The organism is Methylobacterium sp. WL19 (genome assembly GCF_008040005.1).
Classification (GTDB): domain Bacteria; phylum Pseudomonadota; class Alphaproteobacteria; order Rhizobiales; family Beijerinckiaceae; genus Methylobacterium; species Methylobacterium bullatum.
This window is the reverse complement of record NZ_VRVC01000010.1, coordinates 34,417-58,112: the sequence shown is the minus strand read 5'-3', so window position 1 is coordinate 58,112 and position 23,696 is coordinate 34,417. Positions and strand designations below refer to the sequence as shown.

The window sequence follows — 23,696 nt, the reverse complement described above, 5'->3', positions numbered from 1 at the left end:
GCGCTCGACCGCTGGGACCCCGCCACGGGGCCCCGTCCGGCGAGACCCGCGCGGCGGCCCTGGACGGCCCGCGCCTTCGTCTTCGGCGGGGCGGCGCTGCTGACCGCCTACGGCGCGCTCGAAATGTACGAGGTCGTGGCCGTCTCGGGCGGGACGACGGCGCTGCAATACGTGCTGCTCGTGCTCTTCACCCTCAACTTCTCCTGGATCGCCCTCTCCTTCATGAGCGCGATCCTGGGCTTCGCCACGCTCCTGCGCCGCCGGAAGGCGCCGCTTCCGCCGACCCGGCTCGCCACGAAGACCGCCATCGTCATGCCGGTCTACAACGAGGCCACCGCCCGCACCTTCGCGGCCGTGGAAGCCATGCGGGCGGAGATCGACGCCACCGGCCACGGCGCGGCGTTCGACTATTTCGTCCTGTCGGACTCGACGCAAGGAGACGCCTGGATCGCCGAGGAGCGTGCCTTCCTCGATCTGCGCGCGCGCTGGGGCGAGGATGCGCGGCTCTATTATCGGCACCGGGCGAAGAACCATCACCGCAAGGCCGGCAATATCGGCGACTTCGTCTCGCGCTGGGGCGGGGCCTACGACCACATGCTGGTGCTCGACGCCGACAGCCTGATGACCGGACCTTGCGTGGTGCATCTGGCCGCCGCCATGGAGGCGGACCCCGATTCCGGCATCGTCCAGTCGCTGCCGCTCATCATCAACCGCAACACCCTGTTCGCCCGCGTCCAGCAATTCGCCGCCCGCATCTACGGCCCGGTCATCGCCACCGGCCTCTCCGTCTGGTCGGGCCGCGACGGCAATTACTGGGGCCACAACGCCATCATCCGCACCCGCGCCTTCGCCGAGGCCTGCGGCCTGCCCGACCTCAAGGGCAAACCGCCCTTCGGCGGCCACATCCTCAGCCACGATTTCGTCGAGGCGGCGCTGATCCGGCGGGCGGGCTGGAGCGTGACCATGCTGCCCGCCCTGCCCGGCTCCTACGAGGAGAGCCCGCCCTCCCTCATCGACGTGGCGGTGCGTGACCGGCGCTGGGCGCAAGGGAACCTCCAGCACAGCCGCGTCATCGGGGCGGCGGGCCTGACGCTGGCTTCGCGCCAGCATTTCGCCACCGGCATCGCCGGCTACGTCGCCTCCCCGCTCTGGCTCGGCCAGCTCGTGGTCGGTATCGCCCTGGTGCTCCAGACCGCCTATGTGCGGCCGGAATATTTCACGAGCGAGTTCGGGCTCTACCCGGTCTGGCCGCGCTTCGACCCAGTGCGCGCGCTCCAGCTGTTCGGGCTCACCATGGGCATCCTGCTGGCCCCGAAGCTCCTGGGGCTGATCCTGGCGCTGATCGACGGGCCGGTGCGCCGGGCCTCGGGCGGGGCCATCCGCCTCGTCCTGTCGAGCCTGATCGAGACGATCCTCTCCGCGCTCATCGCGCCCATCGCCATGCTGATCCAGTCGGGCTCGGTCTTCGAGATCCTGGTGGGGCGCGACACAGGCTGGAACCCGCAGCGGCGCGACGACGGCTCGATACCCTTGCGCGACATCGTCCGCCGCCACCGCTGGCACATGGTGCTGGGGCTGGTGACGGGTATCGCCGCCTTCGCCATCGCCACCTCGCTGTTCCTCTGGATGTCGCCCACCATCCTCGGCCTCGTCCTGGCGATCCCGATCTCCTGGGCGAGCGGCCAGCTCTCCTGGGGCCTCGCGCTGAAGCGCCTCGGCCTGCTGATGACCCCGGAGGAGCGCGACCCGCCCGCCATCGCGTCGAGCGCCGGGGCGATCGCCGCCCGCAACGCCGAGGCCGGCCTCGACGAAACGGATGCGATCCGCGCCCTCCACGCCGATGCGGGCTTCGCCGAGGCCCATGCCCTGATGCTGCCGGAGATGCCCCAACGCCCCCGCGGCGTGATCGACACCGACCGCGCCCTCGCCCAGGCCAAGGTGGTGGAAGCCGAGACCGTCGCCGAGGCCGCCGAGTGGCTCAGCCCCAAGGAGCGCATGGCCCTCCTCCACGACCGCGCCCTCCTCGACCGCCTCACCCGCCTCGCGCCTGCGTGAGCTACAACAGTCACGCATGTCGCGGGATGCGCTGACGAGCCCTCCTCCCCGCAAGGGGGAGAGGGACGCGACCTGCCTACGAGAGCAGATGTGTGAATCCGGTAGCCTGCCTGAGACCGGGGGGGCGTCCGGACCCGGAGCCGGGCTCCACGAGAGCCTGCCGCATCGGGACTGCCGATGCCAACCCCCTGCCCGCTCGGCGGCCGATTCGAAGAATCAGTCGGCGCTTCCCGAATCGGGCGCCTGGGCGAGGCGGTCGGCCAGGGAGGCCTCGTACTGGATGAGGTCCTTGCCCCGCTTCATCGCCCGGTAGAAGTCCCGCGCCGCCACATGGGCGTTGATGTCCCGGACATAGGGGGCCGTGCTCGGCACCGCCTCGAGCAATTCGCTCGCCTGGGCCACGAACAGGTTCTCGATCTCCGACACGTCGTCGGAGAGATAGAGTACCGTGAGGGTCAGGTAGAGGCGCTTGCAGGCCGTATCGGCCTCGCTCTCCGTGATGATGTCGGATTCGCGCAGGAACTTCGTCATCGTCTCGATGACGAAACTCGACCGCCGGGACCCGTTGCGGATCGCGGCCCCGCCGATCAGCAACCGCTCGAACGGCTTGAGTTCGATCTTCAGGGGCATGACCGGTCCTTCGGGTTCGGGTGGGATCATCGATCCGGGCGGTTAACAATACATGACCACCATGGCAGGGTTTGCTTGCGGAATACGGCATCTCCCTCGGAGACCACGAAGATAGGGAGAATACGTCGGATCTCACTCAGGGTTCGTTGACCGTTCGTCTTAAGACGTTCGCAACGTCCTCGTGGTTCTGTGACGTCGCACCCAAAAAAGGGTGCTTCCAGATCAGAATGGATCGAACCTCATGTCTTCAGGCATCACCCTTACCGCTGCGACTCGCCAGAACCTGCTCTCGCTGCAGGGCACGGCCGACCTCCTGACGCAGACCCAGAACCGCCTCTCCACCGGCAAGAAGGTCAACTCGGCCCTCGACGATCCGACGAGCTTCTTCACCTCGCAGTCCCTGTCCGGCCGCTCGGGCGATCTCGGCTCGCTCCTCAACGGCATCTCGAACGGCGTCCAGACGATCCAGGCCGCCAACCAGGGCATCACCTCGATCCAGAAGCTGGTCGACTCGGCCAAGTCCACCGCCAACCAGGCGCTGGCCGACAAGAGCGCGGTCACGAGCGGCACGCCGGCAACGGCCGCGATCCTCTCGGCAGGGACGTCTTTCCAGGGCACCTCCACGGCTGCCACCGACGGCACGCAGGATTTCTCGGGCACCCGCAATGCTGTGTTCACGGTGAACGATGGCACCAACACCACCACCATCACTCTTGATGCTTCGACGCTGAGCGGCGTGACCAGCAACGTCGCCAAGGCCACTGCGGACGACGTGGTCAAGGCCATCAACAACCAGCTGGCCAACGATACGACGAACCCTGCCGCGGTCTCCGCTTCCAAGACGACCGATGGCCGGATTGTCTTCACGTCGACCGCGACCGGCAAGGACGCAACGGCAACGGTCACCAACGCGGCCAACAACGAAGTCGACCTTGGTTTTGGAGTTGCCACGACTGCTCAGACAGCCAAGGGTGCCGACGCCAAGAACGGCGCCACGGCTGCAGCGGCAGAAGGTGCAGCCGTCGCTGGTCTGGCCACCGCTGGTACCGGCCCTGACTTCACTGGCGCAGCCGATGCGTCGTTCACCATCAAGCTCGGCGATGGCCCGGCCAAAAAGATCGAGCTGAACACCGCTGCGGATGCAACGCTCGGCGCTCTGACGGATGCGAAAGCGACGGACCTTGCCACGGCCATCAACAAGCAGCTGAATGCGGATACCGGCTTCAAAGGTAAGGTCACTGCTGTTGGTGATGATACGACTGGTAAGGTGACCTTTACTTCGACGGCGACGGGGTCAGATCAGAAGATCACGATCGATGCCTCTTCCGCGGCGACCGATACGGATATCGGTTTTGGTGCGGGTGTCACTGCAAAGCCAGTGGTGGCGAGCGGTGCTGGTTCTGCCAGCGGAACCAACGCAACCCGAACCTCGCTCGCCAAGCAGTTCAACACCCTGCTGGATCAGATCACCCAGCAGGCGAAGGATTCGAGCTATAACGGCATCAACCTGCTGTACCGCTCGGGCACCGATGCCAAGGAAAACTCCTTGAAGGTCACCTTCAACGAGACGGGTTCGTCTACCCTGAACATTGAGGGGGCCAAGCTCGACTCCGATGGCCTTGGCCTGAGCTCGGTCACCGGCGGCTTCCAGTCGGACGATGAGATCAACAAGGCTCTGACGGCCATCACGGCGGCCACCAGCCAGCTTCGCGCCCAGTCCTCGACCTTCGGCTCCAACCTCTCGGTGGTGCAGAACCGTCAGGACTTCTCGAAGAACCTGATCAACATCCTCGACACCGGTGCTGCCAATCTGACGAACGCGGACCTCAACGAGGAAGCCGCCAATTCCCAGGCCCTGTCGACCCGCCAGTCCATCGGCATCTCGGCCCTCTCGCTCGCCAACACGGCGCAGCAGGGCATCCTGCAGCTTCTCCGCTAAGCGGATCAGCCGTCACGACGATGAGCGGCCGGGGGAAACCCCGGCCGTTTCTTTATGCGTAGACCGTCCCTCCCCTGCGCGTACCTCTTGTTGCCGGCGACGAACCGAGCCGCCACCGCCTTCGGCAGGCTGCGGAGCGTCTCCAGCTCGGCATGCGCCTGTCGGACGACGCCGTCCTCATGCTGGGGCGACGCGCCGGCTGTACGGCCGGACGCCCGAGTTCACGCGGTTCCCCGCCCCCATCGGCCACCCTGCCCCGCAACGCGCGTCCACGGCCTGCGCCACAACTGCCCGGCATCTCTCCCGCGATCCTGCAGACCGGGATCGCGCAAAAGCGGCCGGCACATTCCGGCATCTGTCCTCTCCCGCGATGCCGCGATGCCGCGACGCTCGACGCTGCCCTGCGCGGACACAGGCGCTCGAACACCTCGCGGGAGATGGTGGTGGCCTGGATTCGGGCGTGGATGGAGGGGTCGTGCCTCGCTGGGGGTCGGCATCCGAGAGCGTGCCGAGACAGCGCAAGGATCGACCGACACGATTTCACACTTCGAAGCGGAGGAAGAGCTGAAGGGCCGGGGGTGAGGCTGAGGAAGCGGGCGCCCGACGTGGCTGCTCCTTTCGTTCAAGGGGACGAAAGACCGGAGCGGAACCAGCCTGAGAGCCGCCACCTTTGCTCTTGTGGAGGACGCCTCGCGTGAGGCGACCGCAGGAGGCATGTCCATGCAGAGCAAACTCACGAAGACGATCATCGGCGCCGTCATCGCCGTCGCCCTCGCCGCTGCCGTGTCCTATGGGCTCATCAACCAGCAGACGGCGGATCAGCTGCAGACCAAGGCGAACCAGACGCTGTCGGACGGTCAGGCCGCCCCCGGCCCGGCTCCGCAACAGCCGTCGCCGGCGCCGCAGAGCCCCACCCAGCAAGCGCCGACGCAGCAGAACCCCGCTCCCGCACCGCGGCCGTGACAGTCGCGGATCGGGCGCCGGCGGCACGCCCGCTTTCCGCCGGCTGAAACCGCCCGGTAACCCTCCGGCTTTAGGCCTCGTTAGGCTTGAAACCGCCGAACCGAGACGGATACCGATGACCAGGGACCAGCTTTCCGCCGAATTGTTGCGCATGGCGAAGATGCAGATCAGCGACATCACCCGGGCCGTGAAGAGCGGCGACAAGGCCATCGCCTTGAACGAGGTGAGCGACCTCGCGCTACGCTTGAACCAACTCGCCGATGCCATCGCGGGCGTACCGGCCCCGGCCCCGACGCCTGCGGTCTCCCGCGCTCGCGTCCTCGACCCGGCGTGACCGCCGCATCGGAGTGGCGTGCGGAGCGGAACGAGCGCTCCCGCGCCCGGCTCGAACGGGCGCTCCCGGCCGTCTTCCCCGCGCCCGTCCTTCGGCACGCGCTGTCCCGGCCGCTGCTGCCGCCCACACCACGGCTCGCCGTCGAGAGCTACTGGCGCAACCACGTCCACCGGGCCGATCGCCTGGCGCGGGCGCTGGCCACGCGCTCGGGCCAGCCGGAGGGATGGACCTGGCGTCTCGGCTCGGAGAAAGGCTCGGGCCTCGCCGCCACCTTCCGGATGCCGCCCTCTCCCTATCGCGAGCCCGCGCATGCCCGCGGCCCCGGCCATTGCTGCATCTGCGGACAGCCGGTCTTCCGCTTCGGCTGGCACAGGGATCTGTGGGGCGCCGGCACGCCGAACAAGAACGCCCGCTGGCATTCGGCCTGCGTCACGGCCTGGAAGTTCTGGGCCGCGCCCAGCGACCAGGTGAAGGTTTTGAAGGCGCATCAGCGCCATCGCTGCGCCGCCTCCGGGAAGCGCCTGCTGAAGACGGCCGAAATCGACCATCGCACGCCGCTCTATCGCGTCTGGCGCGAGCACCGCGATACCCCTTGGCCCAAACTCCTGGCCTACTGGGGAGCGCCGAACCTTCAGGTCGTCAACCGCGTTGTTCACGTGGAGAAATGCAGCACGGAGGCAGGCGAGAGGGCGCATCAACGGCGTGCCCTCGTGTCTGGGGTGTCCCTCGATGTGGAGTCGGACGGCCTGATGCTTCTCCCGACGCAGGCTTGAGCCACGTGTCGGAGAACATGTCGATCGCGCCCGCCCATCGGGTGCCGTGGTGTCGAGGATAGCAGCGCGGTGGGGCGCCGTGCCAATCGGAGGAATCCAAGTGACGGACGACAAGGCCGGCCATCAGGATCGCAAGGACACCAAGGCGGCCAAGGCCGCGGAGCGCGCGGACATCGCCGGTCAGGTCTGGGAAGAGGTGAGAGGCCGGGAGACGGCGCGTGACGATCAGATCGTTCGCCTGAAGGCTCAGCGTCTCGAGCGCGATGCCGCGGATGCCGCCGCAGCAAAGCCCCCGGCCAAGCGGTCGAAGTGAGCGAACCTGCTTAGCTCTTTGATGTGTCGCAGGTTTTCATCGCAGAACCGGTGCCACGTCTGCGAAACCGTCCTGGACTCTGCCCGAACCTTTTGGCCGCGGGATCATCGGACGAAGGGGCGGGTTGATCGATGACAGCCACACCCCGGAGCCAGTCTCATGGCCGACATCCGTCACGCGTATTCCGATCCCATCGAGCAGGGCGCCCAGGCGCGGATCCACGGTCACCCCAAGGATGCCTGCCCCTATCCCCGCGACAGCGAAGATCGGACCTCCTGGATGGAGGGCTACGACGGTACGCCGCGTGAGGATGGGCCCGATATGCCATCCGGCGAGAGCCGCCGCTGAGCTTCCTTCAGACCAGATGGCTGTCCGGCCAGGGACCGAGACTGGGATGACATTCGAGACGGGGGCTGCTCGAACGCTCCTGTGAACGCATTAAAGTCCGGCGCGCCATCACGGCGGCCGGGCTTTCGGTTTGGCAGATATCTCGGAGGAGAGGGTTCGCGGGACTAGCTCAGGCCACGGATGCGCTGCCAATCGGTCAGCTCACGGCTTCGGGCATCGTAGAGAGCCCGAAGTTTGGTTCCCTCTTCCCCACGGCCCGCCGGTTGGTTCGAGACTGCATTGACCATCTCGTCGCCAAACCATGCCGCAAGCTCTGCAGCCCAGGCCGCGTCGGCAGCATGGAGACGGCTTGCTGTAACCGATAAGAAGGGGGCGGGCCTCGGGCGGGCTTTCGCTTTCGTCATGTGCGCCGAAACGGACGAATCGTTGCTCCGGTTTCAGACGAAAATACAAAATTTTCGGTGTCGCTCAGGCATTGCCGACCCGGAGGCGGCCCGGCGAGGGTATCAGTGGCGATCCGCCAACGGGGCGGGCGCTCGAAGAACGCTTTCAGCCTCACGCCCCGCGCCGACGTCACCCTGGCATCGATCCGGCCCTCGAGGCGGGCGATCACGTCGGTTCGGGGGACATCGACCTTGAACGCATTCCGCCGCTCCAGCCGACCCAGGTTTCCACCCAAGTCATGGACGCGAAAACGAGCGAACACTCATGGTCGTCAGCGAAGGCGCCCCGGCGTGATTTCTTTCTTTCCGTGATTGAGCGGGCAAACACGGATGCCGGCGAAAGAATCACTGGCGGGCCGCCTTCACACCGTGCGTGATCCGTCAGCGGAGCGCCCCATACACAGCGATGATCCAGCGGCGACCACAAACGGGGTCAACTCCAATACCCGAAAAACCTGCGCTCAGCGTGGACCAGTTTGCTGGGTCAGGGTCGAATGACGCTCGCCTTGCTGTAGCGCCACCGCCAACCCCGGCTTCCCCCCAAACCGTCGGCTCCGAAAATCGAAAACACGATAAGTCTCGGAGCAGGAGACGAATCGAGCAGATCGAGCGCCAACGCTATGGATGCGCGGGCCTCGATCTGCTCAACCGGCGCATTGTCCCGGTCACTTCATGGATGCGAGGGGAACGACAGCAAAAGATCCCCGGCGCCCCTGACTTACCTTGCGCTATAGTGCTTGGCGTTCTCAGCGATGACAAGTTCGAACGGAACCCAATCATATCGCTGGACATACTCGCCCTTTGCGAGTTTTCCGGCATCGGCCAGCGCCTGAGAGCCTTGCATCCGGGCGTCCTGATAGACGCTGAGCAGCATGTCGCCGCTGCCGACGGCAGCGACTCCCTCCTTCGTGGCATCGACGCCACCCACGAGGATACGTCCCGACAAGCCCGCAGCCTTGATCGCAGCGATCGCCCCAAGAGCCATCTCGTCGTTGTTGGCGGCGATGGCATCGATCTTTCGGCCTCCCTTCAGCCAAGCAGCGACCTGCTCCTGCGCTTCCTGACGCTTCCAGTTCGCGCTTGCCTCGGAGACGAGCGTGATCCCCGGCGACGATGCCAGGATCTCTTTTCCGCCCGCGGTGCGCTCTACGGAGGCCGTCTCGGTGTCGGTGCCACGCAGGATGGCGACCGTGCCCTGACCACCGAGTTTGTCGACGATCAGGCGCATCTGAACGCGACCGGCCACGAGATCGTTCGAACTCACGAAGACGGCCTTTCCGCCGCTCGGCCCGATCTGCGGACGATTGTTCACGAAGACGAGCGGGACGCCCGCTTTTCCCGCGGCTTCGGCGAGGATCGCTGCGCTTTCGGTGCTCACCGGAATGATCATGAGGGCAGCGGCCTTGGCAGCGATCGCAGCCTGTCCGAGCGCGATCTGGCGGGCGGGGTCCTTGTCCGCATTTTCGACGGAGACCGAAAGCGTGGGATCCGACTGCGCCGCGCCGCTCACGGCGGTCACGATGAGGTCCTGGAAGGGGTCGCCGCGCTGTGCGACCAGGAAGGAGATCTTGGATTCGGCGAAGGCCGGCGTCGCCAGAAGGGTCGTCATCAGGATGGCGGCAAGACGGGTCATGACAATCTCTCGCATGCGGAGGGGATGGGGCGCTTCAGGCGGCTCTGACGTTGGCCAGGAACACCTGGACCTGACGGTTCAGATAGTCGGATTGCTGCGCGAGTTCGCCCGAGGCTCCGAGAACCTGCGTGGCGCCAGCGCCCGTCTCCTCTGCGGTGTGAGCGACCCCGACGATGTTCGAGGTGACTTCCCCGGTTCCGATGGACGCCTGTGAGATCGCCTGCACGATCTCCCGCGTGGCGGCGCCCTGCTCTTCGATGGCGGACGCGATGGCCGTCGTCGTCTCGTTGACCGCCCGGATCGATCCGGAGATCCGGTCGATCGCCGTCGCCGCGCGCTGGGTCGACGATTGGATCGCTCCGATCTTCGCGGTGATGTCCCCGGTCGAGCGGGACGTCTGGTTGGCGAGTTCCTTGACCTCCGCCGCGACGACAGCGAAGCCGCGGCCGGCGGGTCCGGCCCGCGCCGCCTCGATCGTCGCATTCAGAGCCAGCAAGTTCGTCTGAGCGGCGATGGAGGCAATGGTATCCACCACCTCCCCGATGCTGAATGCGACGCTCGTCAGTTCGGCGACCAGCGCGACGGTGTCGTCGGCCTGCCGTACCGCGTCGATCGACATCTGCGACGAGCGCTCGATCTGGACGCCGATTTCGACCACGGACGCCCCGAGCTGCTGGGCTGAGCCCGCGATCGTGTTGATGTTCACGGAAGCCTCCTCGGCGGCCGCGGAAACGGCCATGGACCGTGTTTGCGTTTCTTCGGCTGAGACCGTGAGCTGGCGTGCGGTGGCCTGCATCTCTTCGGCGGCCGACGATACCGCGCTCACAATTCCACCGACGGATTTGTCGAACTCTGTCGCGAGCTGGCGCATCGCGATGCGGCGCTGCTCCTCCACACCTGCCTTCTGCGCCTCGACCTCGGCCTCCAGAGCCTTGTTGCGGATCATGTTGTCTTTGAAGACCTGCACAGTGGCGGCCATGGATCCGATCTCGTCGCGACGAAGCCGATCCGGCACCTCGGCGGTCATGTCGTCATCCGCCAGGCGTCCCATCGTCGCCGTCATGCGGGCGATGGGTTTGGAGATCGTGACCGTCAGGACCCAGCCGACCAGCGTGCAGAAGGCAATGAGGCCGGTGAGAGCGAGGATGATCCAGAAACGCGAGTCGCGCTGGATCTCCCCGGAGGACTGTATCGCCTGCGCGACGGCTTCCTGGCGGTAGGTCTGGATATCCCGCACGGCCTTGTAGAAGCGTTCCGAATCCGTACGGAGATCGGACGATACGACACGGGTACCGACCGCATGGAGGCCTGCCCGGTCGAGGACGGTGATCTCCTCGTCGACGGCGAGGAAGTGCTGCCAAGCCACGCGCAGGCTTGCCGCGAGTTCGGCTTCGCGCCCGGCGCTGACCAGGCTCGAATAATCGCTCCACGCTTTCGAGAAGGCGATGCGTACCGGCCCGGATTCCTGCTCATAGCTGACGCGCTCGGTGTCCGTACCGGCGAAATGCCTGAGTACGGCAAGGGCTCGCAATTGCTGGCTGATACGTCCGAGATCGCCTAGGACCGAGACCGCCCGGACGTGATGGGCCAACTCGCTGCCGATTGCAGAGACCTGATCGACTTTCACAATGGCGAAGCCGCCGGTGCATGCCGAGAACAGGCCCAGAGCCAGAAAAGCGAAGCCGATCTTCGCCCGGATGGATCGCAGATTGATGCGTGACATTTTCTATCCTAAGGATCGGAGATACGGATCATTTATTTCAATTCCGCCAATATTCGACAGAATCGATGCCATATTCATGAAAGTAGTAATCGATCTTGCGATCGATTGATTCGCGCTTGGCGATGTTATATTTGATAAGCTCGGCTCTTACGGCGAAGCTCTGCCTGGACCGTCAGAACGTGAGACCGCTCTTGACCCCGAACACGACGATATCCGTGCGCCCGGCATAGCCGCCCGGACGGTTGATGAGCTGGATGTTGGGCCGGATCACCACGTCGGGGTGAAGGGCGAGGCTGTAGAACACCTCGATCGCGCGCTCGTAGCCCGGTACCGGACGGATGCCGCCGTCCATGGCATTGGCGGCATGAATGCTTTGGGCCAACGCGCTGCTGGCGTGCGACTGACCGATGCCGATGCCGATCCAGTCGAACGGCCGCTCGGACCAGAACCCCTTGTAGACGAAGCCGACCGTCTGCTGGTCGTCGATAGCCGAGGTCGACGAGTTCGCTATGGTCGCACGCAGGAAGACCGATAAGTTGCACAGCGGGTTGGCCGGATCGGGGCGGTAGAGTTCCTGCACCGCCACGCCGTAGACGCCGCTGCGGTCCCGGTTCGCCATGGGAGCACCGCCATCGACGCTGAGGGGCAAGCCGCTGCCGTTCAAATAAAGGTCGGAGTTATTGCCGGTCTGATACCAAGCGCCCACAGTGTAACTGCCGCGGTGGGCAAACAGCGGCAACGTGGGGAAGACAGCGGCCTCGACGATCGCCAACGCTCCGGTCGCGCCGGACGGGTCGAAGTTGAAGCCGTCAGCGAGGTCGCGCGGATTGACCTGATACACGCCTGCCATAAGGTAGCCGGTCTCGAGATTCCCGAGGCGCAGACGGGCGGCGTACTGGGAGACCGGCCAGTTGTACCAGTAATTCCCGACGAGGTTGCCGGGCTGGTTCCCGCAGAACGTCAGGTTTTGGAACTCGCAGGCGAAGCCGGCGAAGTCGGCGCTGACCGGAAGGCGGCCAAGCTTGAGATCCACGAAGTCGCCGAAGCGCTGATCGTAGGAAAACTGGGTGAGACGGGGCATCCGGCCACGGCCGAAGACCTCCTCGGTCTGCTGCAGGACTTGAAGGCCCTGGTCGGCAGTGAGGCTGCGACCGAAGCGATTCGTGAAAACCACGTTCACGGTACCGCCTGGAATGCCGGCGAGGCGGTCCATATCGATGGCGGAACGAAGAGCAAACTGCCCGGCGCCGCGCAGGGACTGCCCGTAGAGACCGCCCTGAATGTTGGTGGCGGACTGGTAGTCCAAACTGGCGTCGACGCGGATGCCGGCGCGGAACAGGTCATCGCGGATGCCGCCGAGATTGCCGAGCAGCCCCCATTTCGGAGCGCTTGAAAGCGTGTCGAGACTGCCGGCCGGTGCCGTGTTGATGGGGACGGCGGTAGAGGGCCGGGCCAAGATCGCGCCTGCCACCGACGGACGGCGCGCTGCACGCCGATCTCGTCGACGGCGAGCCGAGGCTTCTCGGGCAGGCACTAAGTCCAGACGTTCGGCCTGCGAACTCGAAACTTGCAGAGGTGGAGCCAGTAGATCCTGTGCTAGGGCCGACTGATCCCACGAGACCCAGGCTTGAGTTGCAAATAGAACCGCGACTGTACGCGTGTACGAGAATGTCGCTTGCCGCATATTTGCACCCTTGCACCTTCCCGTCTGCAACTGAATGAGCAAAGACGGGGTAGAATTAAAAATCTGCTTTATCAGAGATGCAGAATACCTCTCCTTTATAATTGTCCGTAACTTGGTTTAAAAACGCTTAATGACGATGAGATATCTGCTTAAAGTTCGAACTTGTCTCATATTTTCAGTTTATGTATTTACGAATATAACAAAATGACATGAGTAATTGCGAAAAATATCATACAAAGCCCTTCGATAGTAAAATCATCACAAAGTAATGCTGTTTCGGGAAATTTATCGCAGAATACGGGATCGATAACGCTGGAAAGAACGAGCTGGTCTATCGCATGGCGATGAGGATGGCCGCGAATCTTATGGAGGCCTTTTATGCCAATCGGCGATGAGGGGGACTCACGGGGTCTGTTCGGCGGAGCCGTTGTGATTCGATAAGGCGGACCGGGCGGGTTTGGACCGCGCCGGGTTTTCCGGAGGCCCCGACGCTTGCGAGGATGGAGCCATGAGGCCGAACCCCTCGATGATCTCGCGGAGGACGGTCTCGGGCGCATACCGGTCGATGCCGGCGTCGATCATGGTCGGCCCCCTTCCACGGCAGGGGGGGCGGATCTGGTGGTGGACGCGACCAGAGCCGAGGTCGCGACGCCCAGAGCCGCCACCAGGAAGACCGCGGGCCAGCCGAGAGCGGCGACGGCCAGGCCGCTCAGGACGCCGCCGGCGATTCCGGCCAAGGTCCAGCCCGACTGGACAATGGCGTAGTCCGTCGCCGCCTGATCGGAGGCGCATGTCCGCATCGCGAGGGCGCACAGGGCGGAGTAGAGGATCGCATAGGCTGCGTAGCACGCCGCGACGAAGGCGGAGGCTATCAGTCCCGTAGCCGGGAAGGCCGTGCCCGCTGCCGCAGCCAAGGAAAGCAGCAAGGCCAGGCCGGTACCGCTTACGGCGAGCGTCGCACTCGAACCGAGTGTCCGGCCCAGGAACCCGGCGAATGCCGCTCCAACGATTCCCGCCAATCCCCCTGCCACTCCGAAAGCGACGCCGATGCTGGCGAGGGGAAGGCCGATGGCCACGAGAAGCAGGCGAAATCCACTGATGCCGAGACCGAGCGCAACTCCCAGAGCGATGCTCGACACGACGAGACGCAGTCCATTGGGACGTCGCGTCAGTGCGGAGAGCTTCGGCCAGGGCCGGTGGAGACGATCGTCGCCACTCGGCTCACAGTCTCGAGCGAAGCCGAGGGGTGCAAGCAGCGCAAGCGCTGCCAGAACCAGTATGGCATTCGTCCATCCCAGCCGTTCGTAGATCGCCAGGATGGCGGTCGAACCGATCAGCATGCCGCCATACACTCCGCCGGCCTTGAGCGGTCCACGCAAGGCGCGTTCGGCATCGTCGCGGGCCGTCTCGACGAGGAAGCCGTCCAGGGCGACATCCATGGTCGCTGCCGCCACCCCCATGGGCAGCAGGAGCAGCATCGCCGTATGGGGTTCCAGAGCGGCGCAGATCAGCAGCGCCGCGACGACGATCCCTTGGCAGACGAGGATCCAGCCTCGCCGGCGGCCGAACCGCTCCGAACCGTAGCGATCCACGAGGGGAGCCCATAACGCGGACAGGCCGAAGGGCAGGAACAGCAGCGTGGCGAAGCCGACGAGGGTGAGCGGGACACCTTCGCGTTGCAGGATCGCGGGCAGCGCGGTCTGGATGAAGCCCAGCACCGCGCCGAAGGCCACGTAGAGCGGTAGCACCGCAAACGTCGCTCTGCCGAGGGAGATCGGGCGCGTGATCATCCGATCCTCCGGGCGACGGGAGCGAGGCGATCCGATGCGACCGCGGCCAGGAGGCCGATGCTGAGGCCGATGGCCATGAGGAAGGGGAGACGCGGCTCGACGTAATAGAGGGAGGTGCCGAGGATCGGCCCCACCACGAATCCGAGAGCCATGGCGGCGGAGACCAGTCCGGCGGCGGCGCCTTGCTCAGCCTGCCCGACCGCCAGGGAGGCCGTGGTCTGCAGACCCGGCATGATGACGCCGTAGCCGACGCCCAAGGCGATGCAGCCAGCGACGATGAGGGCGAGGTTCTGTGCCAAGCCGAGGGCGACGAAACCCGTCAGTAGTCCCGCCGCCCCAAGTCTCAGCATCGTACGCGGCGTCGGCGAGAGCTGTCTGACGATGAGGATCTGGCTCGCCAGGGCGGCCAACGCGAAACCGGCCAGGGCGAAGCCGACCTGTCGCGTCGCAGCCGCAGAATCGAGGCCGAGCAGGTCCTGGACGTAGAAGGACAGGGTCTGCTGGGTCATGGCGATCGTGACGAAGGCGAGCGCGGCAAGGAGCAGGGTCGGCCATAGCCGCGGATCGCTGGGTTTCACCGCGGCCTTGGCTGCCTTCGTCTCGGGTCCCATCGGTGATTCGACCCACACCAGGGTCGCGATCGCCGCGAGGCCTGCCAGACCGGCGGTGGCAAAGAGCGGTGTCAGCAATCCCCAGCCGACGAGACCGGCTCCGATCACCGGGCCGAGGATGGTTCCGAAGACAAAGCCTGCGCCGACCAGTGCCATGCCGGAGGCACGCCCCGCCTCGTCCGTTGCGGCCGCGACGATCGCCGACGCGGAGGGTTGGATGGCCGCGGCGACCAGCGCGTAGAGAACCCGACTCGCGAGCATCAGTCCGAAGACCACGTAGACCGAGATGTCGCCGATGAGGCCAAGATGCAGCACATAGGCGAAGAGCGCGGTCGTGACGGCGTAGCCGGCCAGGCCCAGTGTCAGCGTGCGCGTTCGTCCCCAGCGGTCGGCGGCACGCCCCCAGAACGGTGAGACGACCACGACGACAAGCGCCGAGACCGTGACGACGAGACCGACATCGACGACGTCGAGGCCGATATCGCGGGCGACAGGGCCGAGCATCGCGAACAGCACGGTCTGGCCGATCCCGAACACGATCAATCCGAACAGGATGGTGGCCAACGTCTTACGGGACAACGAATTCATGCAGCGATCTCCTGGGTCGCGATGGCGCGAAGACGAATGATGGTTTGACGCGGAGCAGACCTTCATCGGGCCATTCGTGCGCGCGTCCCGGCCATGGCGGGGCGCTCGACCCGCAGGCTGAAAACGGCCGACAATGAGGAGACCTCATCGTCGGCCGCGCGCGCGACTGCGCGGCGGCGGGCGTCCGCCGAATGCGCTGAGGACGACCATCGGTCGGGATCAGCGCCGCTTGGTATTATGTGGCGAAGAGGGAGAGGCGGTCCTCGCCGATGCGGACACGCATCTCCGGACGCTCGATGCCGAGTCCTTCGCGCGGAGCGAGACACGGCCCGGCCGCCGCGCAGGAAACAGCGCATTCGATCATGACATAAGGGAAGAGCTTACCCGAATTCTTGTTATGAAAATGTGATCTCACCCGGCGGACAAAAGCATAATCTGGAATTGTTCCAGTAATGCACATGACTGCCCCGCACTTCCGAAGCCTGGACGGCAAATCCTATGCATCATTGCGAGGGCCGTTGCGCGAAAGATCGCATTTGCGATTCGTCAAAAGATCTTTGCTGCGATCGTCCAAACTGGAAGAATTTCGATCTCGCCCTGCAGTCTCAGGCCGCCCCATAAGCGGTCGGTTGAGGGGCTGCCACAACACAGCGTGGGGTCAAAAATTCTTGTTTCCGGCAAGGCGCGCTGCTAGCACGGCGATTGACTGAGTTTCGGCGCGATAGAACATCGTCATTGTAATAGTTCTACATCGTAAAGACTGTTCACGCTTTCAAGTGCACGGGAGCTGTTGCGTATCTTGGAGCGCGGTCGGCATGGAAGGCGGAATGGCATGGAGTGTCGCTGCGACGCCATCTGCGATTGGGAGAATCCGGATACGGCGGTCCACCCACCGGAGACGCTCAGCGGAAAATCGGCGAAGTACGATGTCGTCTTCAAGGAGGATGGCGTCACCCTGCTCTCCACGAACTTCCAATCGGTCGAGCCGATTTTCGTCGAGGCGCAGACCTTCCCTTGCGTGTGCATGAGCATCGTCCTCGATGGGCGCGCCGAGGGGCAGACGGCTGGGTTCGATGCCGGCTTTTCACCGAACGAGGTATGGGTCGCGACCTCGAACGCGCGCATGCACATCCAGAAAGTGATCATGCCGGACCTCCCGGTCCGGACCGTCGAACTCATCGTCCTGCCGGAATGGTTCGAGCGGAACGAGCAGCGCTTCCTGAAGGACCCGCCTTTCATGCGGATGTGGGCGGCCTTGAACGGCCCGACATCGGTCCGGCGCCGCCCCCTCGATGCGCGCCTGAAACGCATCGCCTGGGCGGTCCACCATCCGCCGCGGACCGACGGCCTCATCGCGTTGCACTACCAGAGCCGGGCTCTCGATCTCCTGAGCGCCCTGGCGGACGAGTTCGACCACGTCGATCCCAAACCGAAGGCGCCTTCCCTCAGCGCCCAATCGATCGAACGCATCATGGCGGTACGCCAGTGGATCGACGGCAACCCGAGCGGCACGACCTCGATCGTGTCCCTGGCGAGTGAGTTCGGCATGAGCCCGAGCAAGCTCCGGCAGGATTTCTGCGTCGCTTTCGGGGTCTGCATCGGCAGCTACATCTCCGACCGCCGGCTCAACTACGGGCGGGAGCTCATCCAGACCATGGGCCTCACCGTGTCGGAGGCGGCCTATCGTGCCGGCTATGCGCATCCGGCGAACTTCGCGACGGCGTTCAAGCGCCGATTCGGCCATCCCCCGAGCGCGGCGCGCAGCTGAGACCGTATCCCGAACTCGTCGCCCGACCACCCTTCGCGGCGGCGCCAAGCCTTCGCATAGGCCTTTTGTCAAACGGCAAACGGGATACCGGTAACCTTGGCCGTTGTCGTTTGAGAGACTGGCACCCGGTTCTTCCCTCCGAGTGTCATCATGATCGTCCGCGGCAGCCTTGCCCTCATTCTTGCGTCCGCCGCGTCCCCGGCTCTCGCTCAACAGGTCGCCGCACCGGCGGGCGCCGTGACCCTCGATGAACTCAGCGTGACGGCGCAACACCGGCCGGAGCGGGCCGGTGACGTGCCGATCAGCCTCGGTCTGCGAACAGCGGCCGATCTCGACCGTCATGAGATCCGCCGCGCCGATCAAGCGATCAACGAAATTCCGAATGCCCAGATGGGGACGCTGAGCGGGAGCCTCTACACCAACTTCACCGCCATTCGCGGCATCGGCTCCGGCCTCATCGACACCGACCCGGCGGTCGGCTTTTACAAGGACGGCGTGTCCGTCGGGAATTCTCAGGGCTATTCGGGCGGGCTGCTCGACGTCGACCGCGTGGAGGTCCTGCGGGGCCCGCAGGGAACTCTCTACGGCCGCAACAACCTCGCGGGAGCGATCAACGTCATCTCGAGCTTGCCCGATCCTGCCCGGGTGTTCGGCGATGTCGGGATCGAGTACGGCCGCTTCAACCAGTTGCGCGGCTTCGGCATCGTCAACATGCCGATCGGCGACTCGGGCTGGGCTGTCCGCGGCGCGCTATCGGGCAGCCGGAACGACGGATACACGCCCAATCTCGCCACGCACCGCGATCTGAATTCGCTCGAAGACCTTCACGGGCGCTTCAGCGTGAAGGGTGACATCACCGACACGCTCGAATTCATCGGCAGCGTCGAGAGCCAGAGCCAGCGCAGCTACGACGCGGCCTTCCAGCGGGATCAGGATTTCCGCGCCGGCCGCGCTCGTGTCGATATCCTCGACCCCTTCCACGGCACACTCGACACGACGACGGCCCGCACCCAATTCACCCTGAAGCGCGAGAACGGCGACCGGATCGTCTCGATCACGGGCTTCCAGGACAGAAACAACGAGTATCGCGGCAACACCTTTCCCCGCGGCTACTTCGCGCCGCTGGAGGCGCAGTATCAAGCCTTCGGAATCGCCGGGTTTCGCTACCGTACCGACAATCCGTTCCGCGGCAGCTACCAGCAGTTCTCGCAGGAATACCGCTACATCTCCGATGCCGACGACCGGTTCAAATGGCTGGCCGGCGCCTATGTGGAGCACAGCAAGGGCTCGAGCACCTACGGCCTCAAGAGCACGTTCTCACCCGGTGGCTTCCTCACGGGCGACAGCGTGAGCCTGGCGTCGAAAGCCGACATCGCGACGACCGCCGTCGCGGGCTTCGTCGACGGGTCCTATGCCCTGACCGAACGTCTCAAGCTCTTCGCCGGCGCCCGGGTCGGACATGACTGGAAGGACATCGATTATCGCTTCAGCGTCGACAACCCGTCCTTCGCAGCCCTCGGATTCACCGCCGCCTTCGCGTCCTCGTTCCGCAATACCCTGTCGGAGGCCTACGTGACCCCGCGGGCGGGACTCCAATTCGCGCTGAATCCGGAGGTGAACATCTATGCGAGCGTCAGCCGGGGCTACAAATCCGGCGGATTCAACTCGGCATTCGTCAGTGTGGGTGACGACCGACCATACAAGTCCGAGTCTCTGATGACCTACGAGGCCGGATGGAAGGCGCAGCTTCTCGACAACCGGCTGTCCATCGACGGAGCCGTCTTCTTCAACGATTGGAGCGACCAGCAGGTCCAGGTCAACAACATCGCGACCCAGTCGACCCCGATCCAGAATGCCCTCAGCAGCCAATCCTATGGTGCCGAGGCCGAGGGCCGGTTCCGTATCGACGAGCATTGGTCGGTCCGCGCCGGCGTGGGCTACGTCGATGCGACCTACGAAGATTTCAAGAATGCCATCGCCACCGGGCGCTCGGTCGCGATCGACGCAAGCGGCAACCAGCAGCAATACGTTTCGAAATATAACGGCTCCATCGGCGGAAGCTATGCATGGAAGACAGGTTACGACAATCTGACCGGGACCATCGATGTATGGTACAATGCAAAATCGGGTTTCTACTTCGATGCGGAAAATACGCTGCGGCAACCGGGATACGGTTTGCTCAATGCGCGCATCTCGTTCGAGAACGAGCGTTATGCGCTGAGCCTGTTCGGCACGAATCTGACCGACACGCGCTATCGCAGCATTGCTCTCGACGTCGGCTTCGGTCCTTTGGTCGCCATCGCTCCCCCTCTCATGGTTGGCGGTTCGGTTCGGCTCAAATTCTGACACCGGGATAGGCCCAGGCAGCCAATGCGACGCGCCGCCGAGACATCGTATTCTGACGGGAAAACGGAATGACCGAAGGACGACGCTCCTCCGTGCCGACCGAAGACGATCTGGGTCAAAGCTTCGATGCGCCGCCGGTCGTCGTGCTCGACCTGCCGCCACCGGGCACCCCCGACCGGCTGCGCTCGCAGCATGATGCGCTCGACCGTCTCATCCAAGACAAGAGGGCGTTCGCGATCGTCACGACCGCCTCAGGCGGAGACGAGACCGCGGAGGAACGCGCGGCCCAGGCCGCATGGCTCAAGGTGCATCTCCATGAGTTTGCCCAGGTCTGCCGCGCGTACTTCATCGTTGAACCCGATGTTTCACGGCGTGCTGTGCTTCGACAGCAAGCAGACAAGCTCTCGAAGGCGTTTCCAATCCCGATGTATTTCGCAGAGTCGAAGGACCATGCCGTTGCTCAAGCATATAAATTCATGACAAGCCGGTGAGCGCGAATTGTACTCCATCGACGTATATTGGCCTGCCACCTGAAAAGTGGTCCTCCCTGAAGTATGGCTTCGCACCGTGTGGAGGATGTCATCATGGGGCGGAGGAATCATACGGCTGAAGAAATTGTCGCTAAGAGTGCCTCACAAAATTCCCGACCACGGTCGGTTCTCGCTCCGCGCACGACAGCGCAGCGGGAGTTTTTTGAGAGACACTCAGCTGCGCCAGGTCGATGTCTTGGTCTCGCAAGGCCGCAAGGTCGCTGAAGCAATTCGGTCCAGCGAGGTGACGGACGCCACGTATTATCGCTGGCGCTCCGAGTACGGCGGCCTGAAAGGGCGATCAGGTCAGGCGGCTGAAGTCCCTGGAGACCGAGAACCAACGACTTCGTCGGGCAATCGCCGACCTGACCCTGGAGACGCTCATTCTCACGGAGGCGGCTTCGGGACCCAAAGGGCAGCGCCAGCAAAACTTCTGAGCCCGGCTCGCCGCCAGGCTTGTGTCGACTACGTCGTTGCCGAGCGCGGCGTGTCGGAACGCTTCGCCTGCCGTGTCCTGGGCCGGCATCGTTCGACGCAGCGCAGGACTGCCGTCGCGGTCGAGGTCGCACCGACGACCGCCATCGTCGCCCTCGCTCTGGCAGTATGAACGCTACGGCTACCGTCGGATCACGGCCTTACAACAGCATCCGTCCGCACTCCTCGCTCGGATACCAGCCACCTGCGCCGGAGGTCGTCATCTGGCCAACGGAACCGAGCGGATCAGCGCCGCTCGCTCACCCCGCCATCGTCACGCGACCGACGATGCCCTAACTTCGAACTTCGGCCACCGCATGGGGGCAGGCCACATTGGCGCGATCCGCCTGGACGCACCGAAAGGTAGAGATTGCCACCGTCGCTGTGCAAGCCGAGGGGTCGCGTCGCGATCTGCTTGGCAGTCAACTTGTTGATGGTGGGCACGGTCCGGCCCCTGCACGACAGTGCCCAAGCACGACGTGTGCCCTTGGCAGTCCTGGCGCACCCCGATGCGACCACGTCAGTGCGGAATATGGTGTCAGCTCAACGGGTTCGACAACCCGGAAAACCACGGACGACCTTGCAGCTCTGATATCTGGCGGAAGGGGTGACCGCCCTATCGATATACAGCATTAGCCGACACGGTACGATTAGCATTGACATATCAATGCTTTAGCCTTTCACCAATATCCTAGCTTGTCCATTGCTATCCGCCTATACCCCACATAAAGTGTGGTCGAAAATGTGGGTGCCATGAGTTCGACGGACACTACAGGAAAGCGAAAAGGCCGCCATCCTGAAAGGGCGCTCACCGCCTTGCAGGTTCGGGCGCTTAAGGCTCCAGGCAGGTACGCAGATGGCCATGGCCTCTACCTTGTTGTCGAGCCATCCGGCTCAAAACGATGGCTCTTGCGGATCGTTATCCAGGGCACCCGGCGCGATATCGGGTTAGGCGGGGCCAGCCTTGTCACGCTGGCCGAAGCCCGCGAAAAGGCGTTCGCTTATCGCAAAACGGCTCGGGACGGCGGCGACCCCCTCGCCGAACGGCGCAAGCCTGTCGAGACGATCCCAACCTTTGCCGAAGCGGTCATTCGGGTTTTCGATGACAACAAACCCTCTTGGAACAACGCGAAGCACGCCGCTCAGTGGAAGACCACGCTCGAAACCTACGCGAATCCCTTTTTCGGCAGCCGACGGGTCGATCAGGTTGAAACTCCTGACGTGCTTCGCGCCCTTTCACCGATTTGGCTAACGAAGCCCGAGACGGCGCGGCGGGTCCGCCAGCGCATAGGCACCGTGCTCGATTGGGCCAAGGCCGCCGGTTATCGCAGCGGCGACAATCCGATTGACGGGGTTAGCCGTGGGCTGCCGAAGCAAGGTGAGCGCGAGGAGCATCATGCGGCGCTGCCCTATGCTGAGGTTCCCGCCTTTGTCGCTCGCCTACGAGAGTCGAGCGAGCAAGGGGAAATTGCACGATTGGCCTTCGAGTTTTTGATTCTGACGGCGGCTCGGACCAGTGAGGTGCTCGGTGCCGCGTGGTCCGAGGTCAACGACGGCGAGGCACTGTGGACGGTGCCGCCAACCCGCATGAAAGCGGGACGCGAGCACCGGGTTCCACTCAGCAGTCGGGCGGTTGAGGTGCTGGCACGGTCGAAAGCCCTGGGCAGCGGCAGTGCCCTCATCTTCCCGGGTCGTTCGGGCACCAAGCCGCTATCGAACATGGTTTTTCTAATGGCGCTACGCCGGATGGCAGTGCCGATCACGGCCCATGGTTTCCGGTCGTCATTTCGCGACTGGGCAGCTGAGGCAACGAACCTGCCTCGCGAGGTCGCTGAGATGGCACTCGCCCATGCCGTGGAGAACCGGGTCGAGGCGGCCTACCGGCGAGGTGATCTGCTGGCTAAGCGGCGCGAGATGATGGAAGCTTGGGCGGCATACATAGCTGGCGCTACGATTTCTCATGACCAACAAAAAACAGCTTAGCGATGCGTTCCCTGAGCTACAGCCGAATTTAGGCCTCAAGCTCTTTCGCGATAGGGCCGCGGAAAAGGCGAGCACGCGCCGGGCTTACTTTGTTCTTCGAGGTTTTGTCAGCTATGAAAACTCTGCGGCTACCCAGGATAAATGGCGAGATAATCGACAGCTGACCCTGCAAGGTTTATGTCATACATCGGCTCGCTATTGGTCTGAAAAGGAGCATGATGACAGGGCAACTGCCGGCTCCATCAAAGCTGAGCTTGGCAAGCTCAAAGCTCATGCAGATGCCCTGGTCCAAGGGATGGAAAGCCTCTCGCCCGTTGCCCGAAGAGGGCTTAGCGGCAAAATTGTCAGTGAGATACTGAAGCGGCCATTATCCCCGCGATCATTCAATGATGCCTTACTTGCGGCAAAAGACATTCAAACGAGTATCGATCTACTCGTCAGTCGCAAAGCATCAAAACGAACGCAAGCATCAATACGCAATGCTTGCGGCGGCATCGTCAGTGTTCGGGAGCGGCTTACAAACAAACCTTTCTTGCGCAGTTATGGGGAAACGGAACGTGGTGCAAACAGCAAGTTTACAGCCGGAAAAAACGAGTTTGCCTCCCTCGATGCCTTGTTTGTTCAGGCGGCAATGCAAGCCATTGATCCTACGTTGGAGTTACCTCCAATCAAAACGGGCCTGAGGGCGTGGTTCGCGTGGGAGAAGGAACAAGCAGAAGGGCGCGGCGAGGGCAAGGAGCGGCTATAACGCTGAACGAAGACACAATG

19 protein-coding genes and 1 pseudogene are annotated in these 23,696 nt (G+C 64.0%); 13 read left to right on the top strand and 7 right to left on the bottom strand.

Going from position 1 to position 23,696, the window contains the following annotated elements; genetic code table 11:
- Positions 1-2,055 (top strand): glucans biosynthesis glucosyltransferase MdoH (mdoH, locus tag FV220_RS03990; RefSeq protein WP_147829803.1); only part of this gene is annotated, 2,055 nt, incomplete at its 5' end.
- A gap of 216 nt (positions 2,056-2,271) precedes the next feature.
- Here mdoH and FV220_RS03985 read toward each other — a convergent pair.
- Positions 2,272-2,685 carry a flagellar biosynthesis repressor FlbT gene (locus FV220_RS03985; protein ID WP_026175923.1) on the bottom strand — a complete coding sequence of 138 codons (414 nt, stop codon included), beginning with the start codon at positions 2,683-2,685 and terminating at the stop codon, positions 2,272-2,274.
- 241 nt (positions 2,686-2,926) lie between these two features.
- Between FV220_RS03985 and FV220_RS03980 the strand changes: the two genes are divergently transcribed.
- The 6 genes from FV220_RS03980 to FV220_RS03955 all read left to right on the top strand — a co-directional run bounded on the left by FV220_RS03980 (position 2,927) and on the right by FV220_RS03955 (position 7,355).
- A complete protein-coding gene (locus FV220_RS03980; protein WP_147829801.1) occupies positions 2,927-4,624 on the top strand; it encodes a flagellin in 1,698 nt (565 codons plus the stop codon).
- 720 nt (positions 4,625-5,344) lie between these two features.
- Positions 5,345-5,587 (top strand): hypothetical protein, encoded by a 243-nt coding sequence (locus tag FV220_RS03975; RefSeq protein WP_147829799.1) that lies wholly within the window; start codon positions 5,345-5,347, stop codon positions 5,585-5,587.
- A gap of 115 nt (positions 5,588-5,702) precedes the next feature.
- On the top strand, positions 5,703-5,921 hold the full coding sequence (locus tag FV220_RS03970) for a hypothetical protein (RefSeq protein ID WP_147829797.1): 219 nt from the start codon (positions 5,703-5,705) through the stop codon (positions 5,919-5,921).
- The gene (locus FV220_RS03965) at positions 5,918-6,694 is read left to right on the top strand and encodes a hypothetical protein (protein ID WP_147829795.1); all 777 of its coding nucleotides are present in this window, start codon (positions 5,918-5,920) and stop codon (positions 6,692-6,694) included. The genes FV220_RS03970 and FV220_RS03965 overlap by 4 nt, the downstream gene beginning before the upstream one ends.
- A gap of 100 nt (positions 6,695-6,794) precedes the next feature.
- On the top strand, positions 6,795-7,007 hold the full coding sequence (locus tag FV220_RS03960; RefSeq protein WP_018043729.1) for a hypothetical protein: 213 nt from the start codon (positions 6,795-6,797) through the stop codon (positions 7,005-7,007).
- Between the two features lie 159 nt (positions 7,008-7,166).
- A complete protein-coding gene (locus FV220_RS03955) occupies positions 7,167-7,355 on the top strand; it encodes an Rmf/CrpP family protein (protein WP_018043730.1) in 189 nt (62 codons plus the stop codon).
- Between the two features lie 1,161 nt (positions 7,356-8,516).
- Here the strand turns inward: FV220_RS03955 and FV220_RS03945 are convergent.
- The 6 genes from FV220_RS03945 to FV220_RS03925 all read right to left on the bottom strand — a co-directional run bounded on the left by FV220_RS03945 (position 8,517) and on the right by FV220_RS03925 (position 15,827).
- Complete coding sequence (locus FV220_RS03945) at positions 8,517-9,407, bottom strand: substrate-binding domain-containing protein (protein ID WP_281406070.1); 891 nt, start codon at positions 9,405-9,407, stop codon at positions 8,517-8,519.
- A gap of 58 nt (positions 9,408-9,465) precedes the next feature.
- Positions 9,466-11,154 (bottom strand): methyl-accepting chemotaxis protein, encoded by a 1,689-nt coding sequence (locus FV220_RS03940; protein ID WP_147829791.1) that lies wholly within the window; start codon positions 11,152-11,154, stop codon positions 9,466-9,468.
- A gap of 172 nt (positions 11,155-11,326) precedes the next feature.
- The gene (locus FV220_RS03935; protein ID WP_056149733.1) at positions 11,327-12,625 is read right to left on the bottom strand and encodes a carbohydrate porin; all 1,299 of its coding nucleotides are present in this window, start codon (positions 12,623-12,625) and stop codon (positions 11,327-11,329) included.
- A gap of 615 nt (positions 12,626-13,240) precedes the next feature.
- Positions 13,241-13,420: a hypothetical protein gene (locus tag FV220_RS25770; protein ID WP_210245933.1), complete on the bottom strand. Its 180-nt coding sequence runs from the start codon at positions 13,418-13,420 to the stop codon at positions 13,241-13,243.
- Complete coding sequence (locus tag FV220_RS03930) at positions 13,417-14,628, bottom strand: MFS transporter (RefSeq protein ID WP_147829788.1); 1,212 nt, start codon at positions 14,626-14,628, stop codon at positions 13,417-13,419. The genes FV220_RS25770 and FV220_RS03930 overlap by 4 nt, the downstream gene beginning before the upstream one ends.
- A complete protein-coding gene (locus FV220_RS03925) occupies positions 14,625-15,827 on the bottom strand; it encodes an MFS transporter (RefSeq protein ID WP_187273321.1) in 1,203 nt (400 codons plus the stop codon). The genes FV220_RS03930 and FV220_RS03925 overlap by 4 nt, the downstream gene beginning before the upstream one ends.
- A gap of 832 nt (positions 15,828-16,659) precedes the next feature.
- Between FV220_RS03925 and FV220_RS03920 the strand changes: the two genes are divergently transcribed.
- From FV220_RS03920 to FV220_RS03895, 6 genes and pseudogenes are all read left to right on the top strand, one after another.
- Positions 16,660-17,595 carry an AraC family transcriptional regulator gene (locus FV220_RS03920; protein ID WP_147829784.1) on the top strand — a complete coding sequence of 312 codons (936 nt, stop codon included), beginning with the start codon at positions 16,660-16,662 and terminating at the stop codon, positions 17,593-17,595.
- A 150-nt stretch (positions 17,596-17,745) separates the two neighbouring features.
- Entirely contained in the window at positions 17,746-19,941 is a 2,196-nt protein-coding gene (locus FV220_RS03915) for a TonB-dependent receptor (RefSeq protein ID WP_147829782.1), read from the top strand.
- Between the two features lie 68 nt (positions 19,942-20,009).
- Positions 20,010-20,432 carry a hypothetical protein gene (locus FV220_RS03910; RefSeq protein WP_056143830.1) on the top strand — a complete coding sequence of 141 codons (423 nt, stop codon included), beginning with the start codon at positions 20,010-20,012 and terminating at the stop codon, positions 20,430-20,432.
- Between the two features lie 202 nt (positions 20,433-20,634).
- Positions 20,635-21,109 (top strand): annotated as a pseudogene (locus tag FV220_RS03905) (transposase); the annotation flags it as partial.
- 652 nt (positions 21,110-21,761) lie between these two features.
- Positions 21,762-22,928: a site-specific integrase gene (locus FV220_RS03900; RefSeq protein ID WP_147829809.1), complete on the top strand. Its 1,167-nt coding sequence runs from the start codon at positions 21,762-21,764 to the stop codon at positions 22,926-22,928.
- On the top strand, positions 22,906-23,676 hold the full coding sequence (locus FV220_RS03895) for a hypothetical protein (RefSeq protein ID WP_147829780.1): 771 nt from the start codon (positions 22,906-22,908) through the stop codon (positions 23,674-23,676). Before FV220_RS03900 ends, FV220_RS03895 begins: the two co-directional genes overlap by 23 nt.
- The last annotated feature ends 20 nt before the right edge of the window (positions 23,677-23,696 follow it).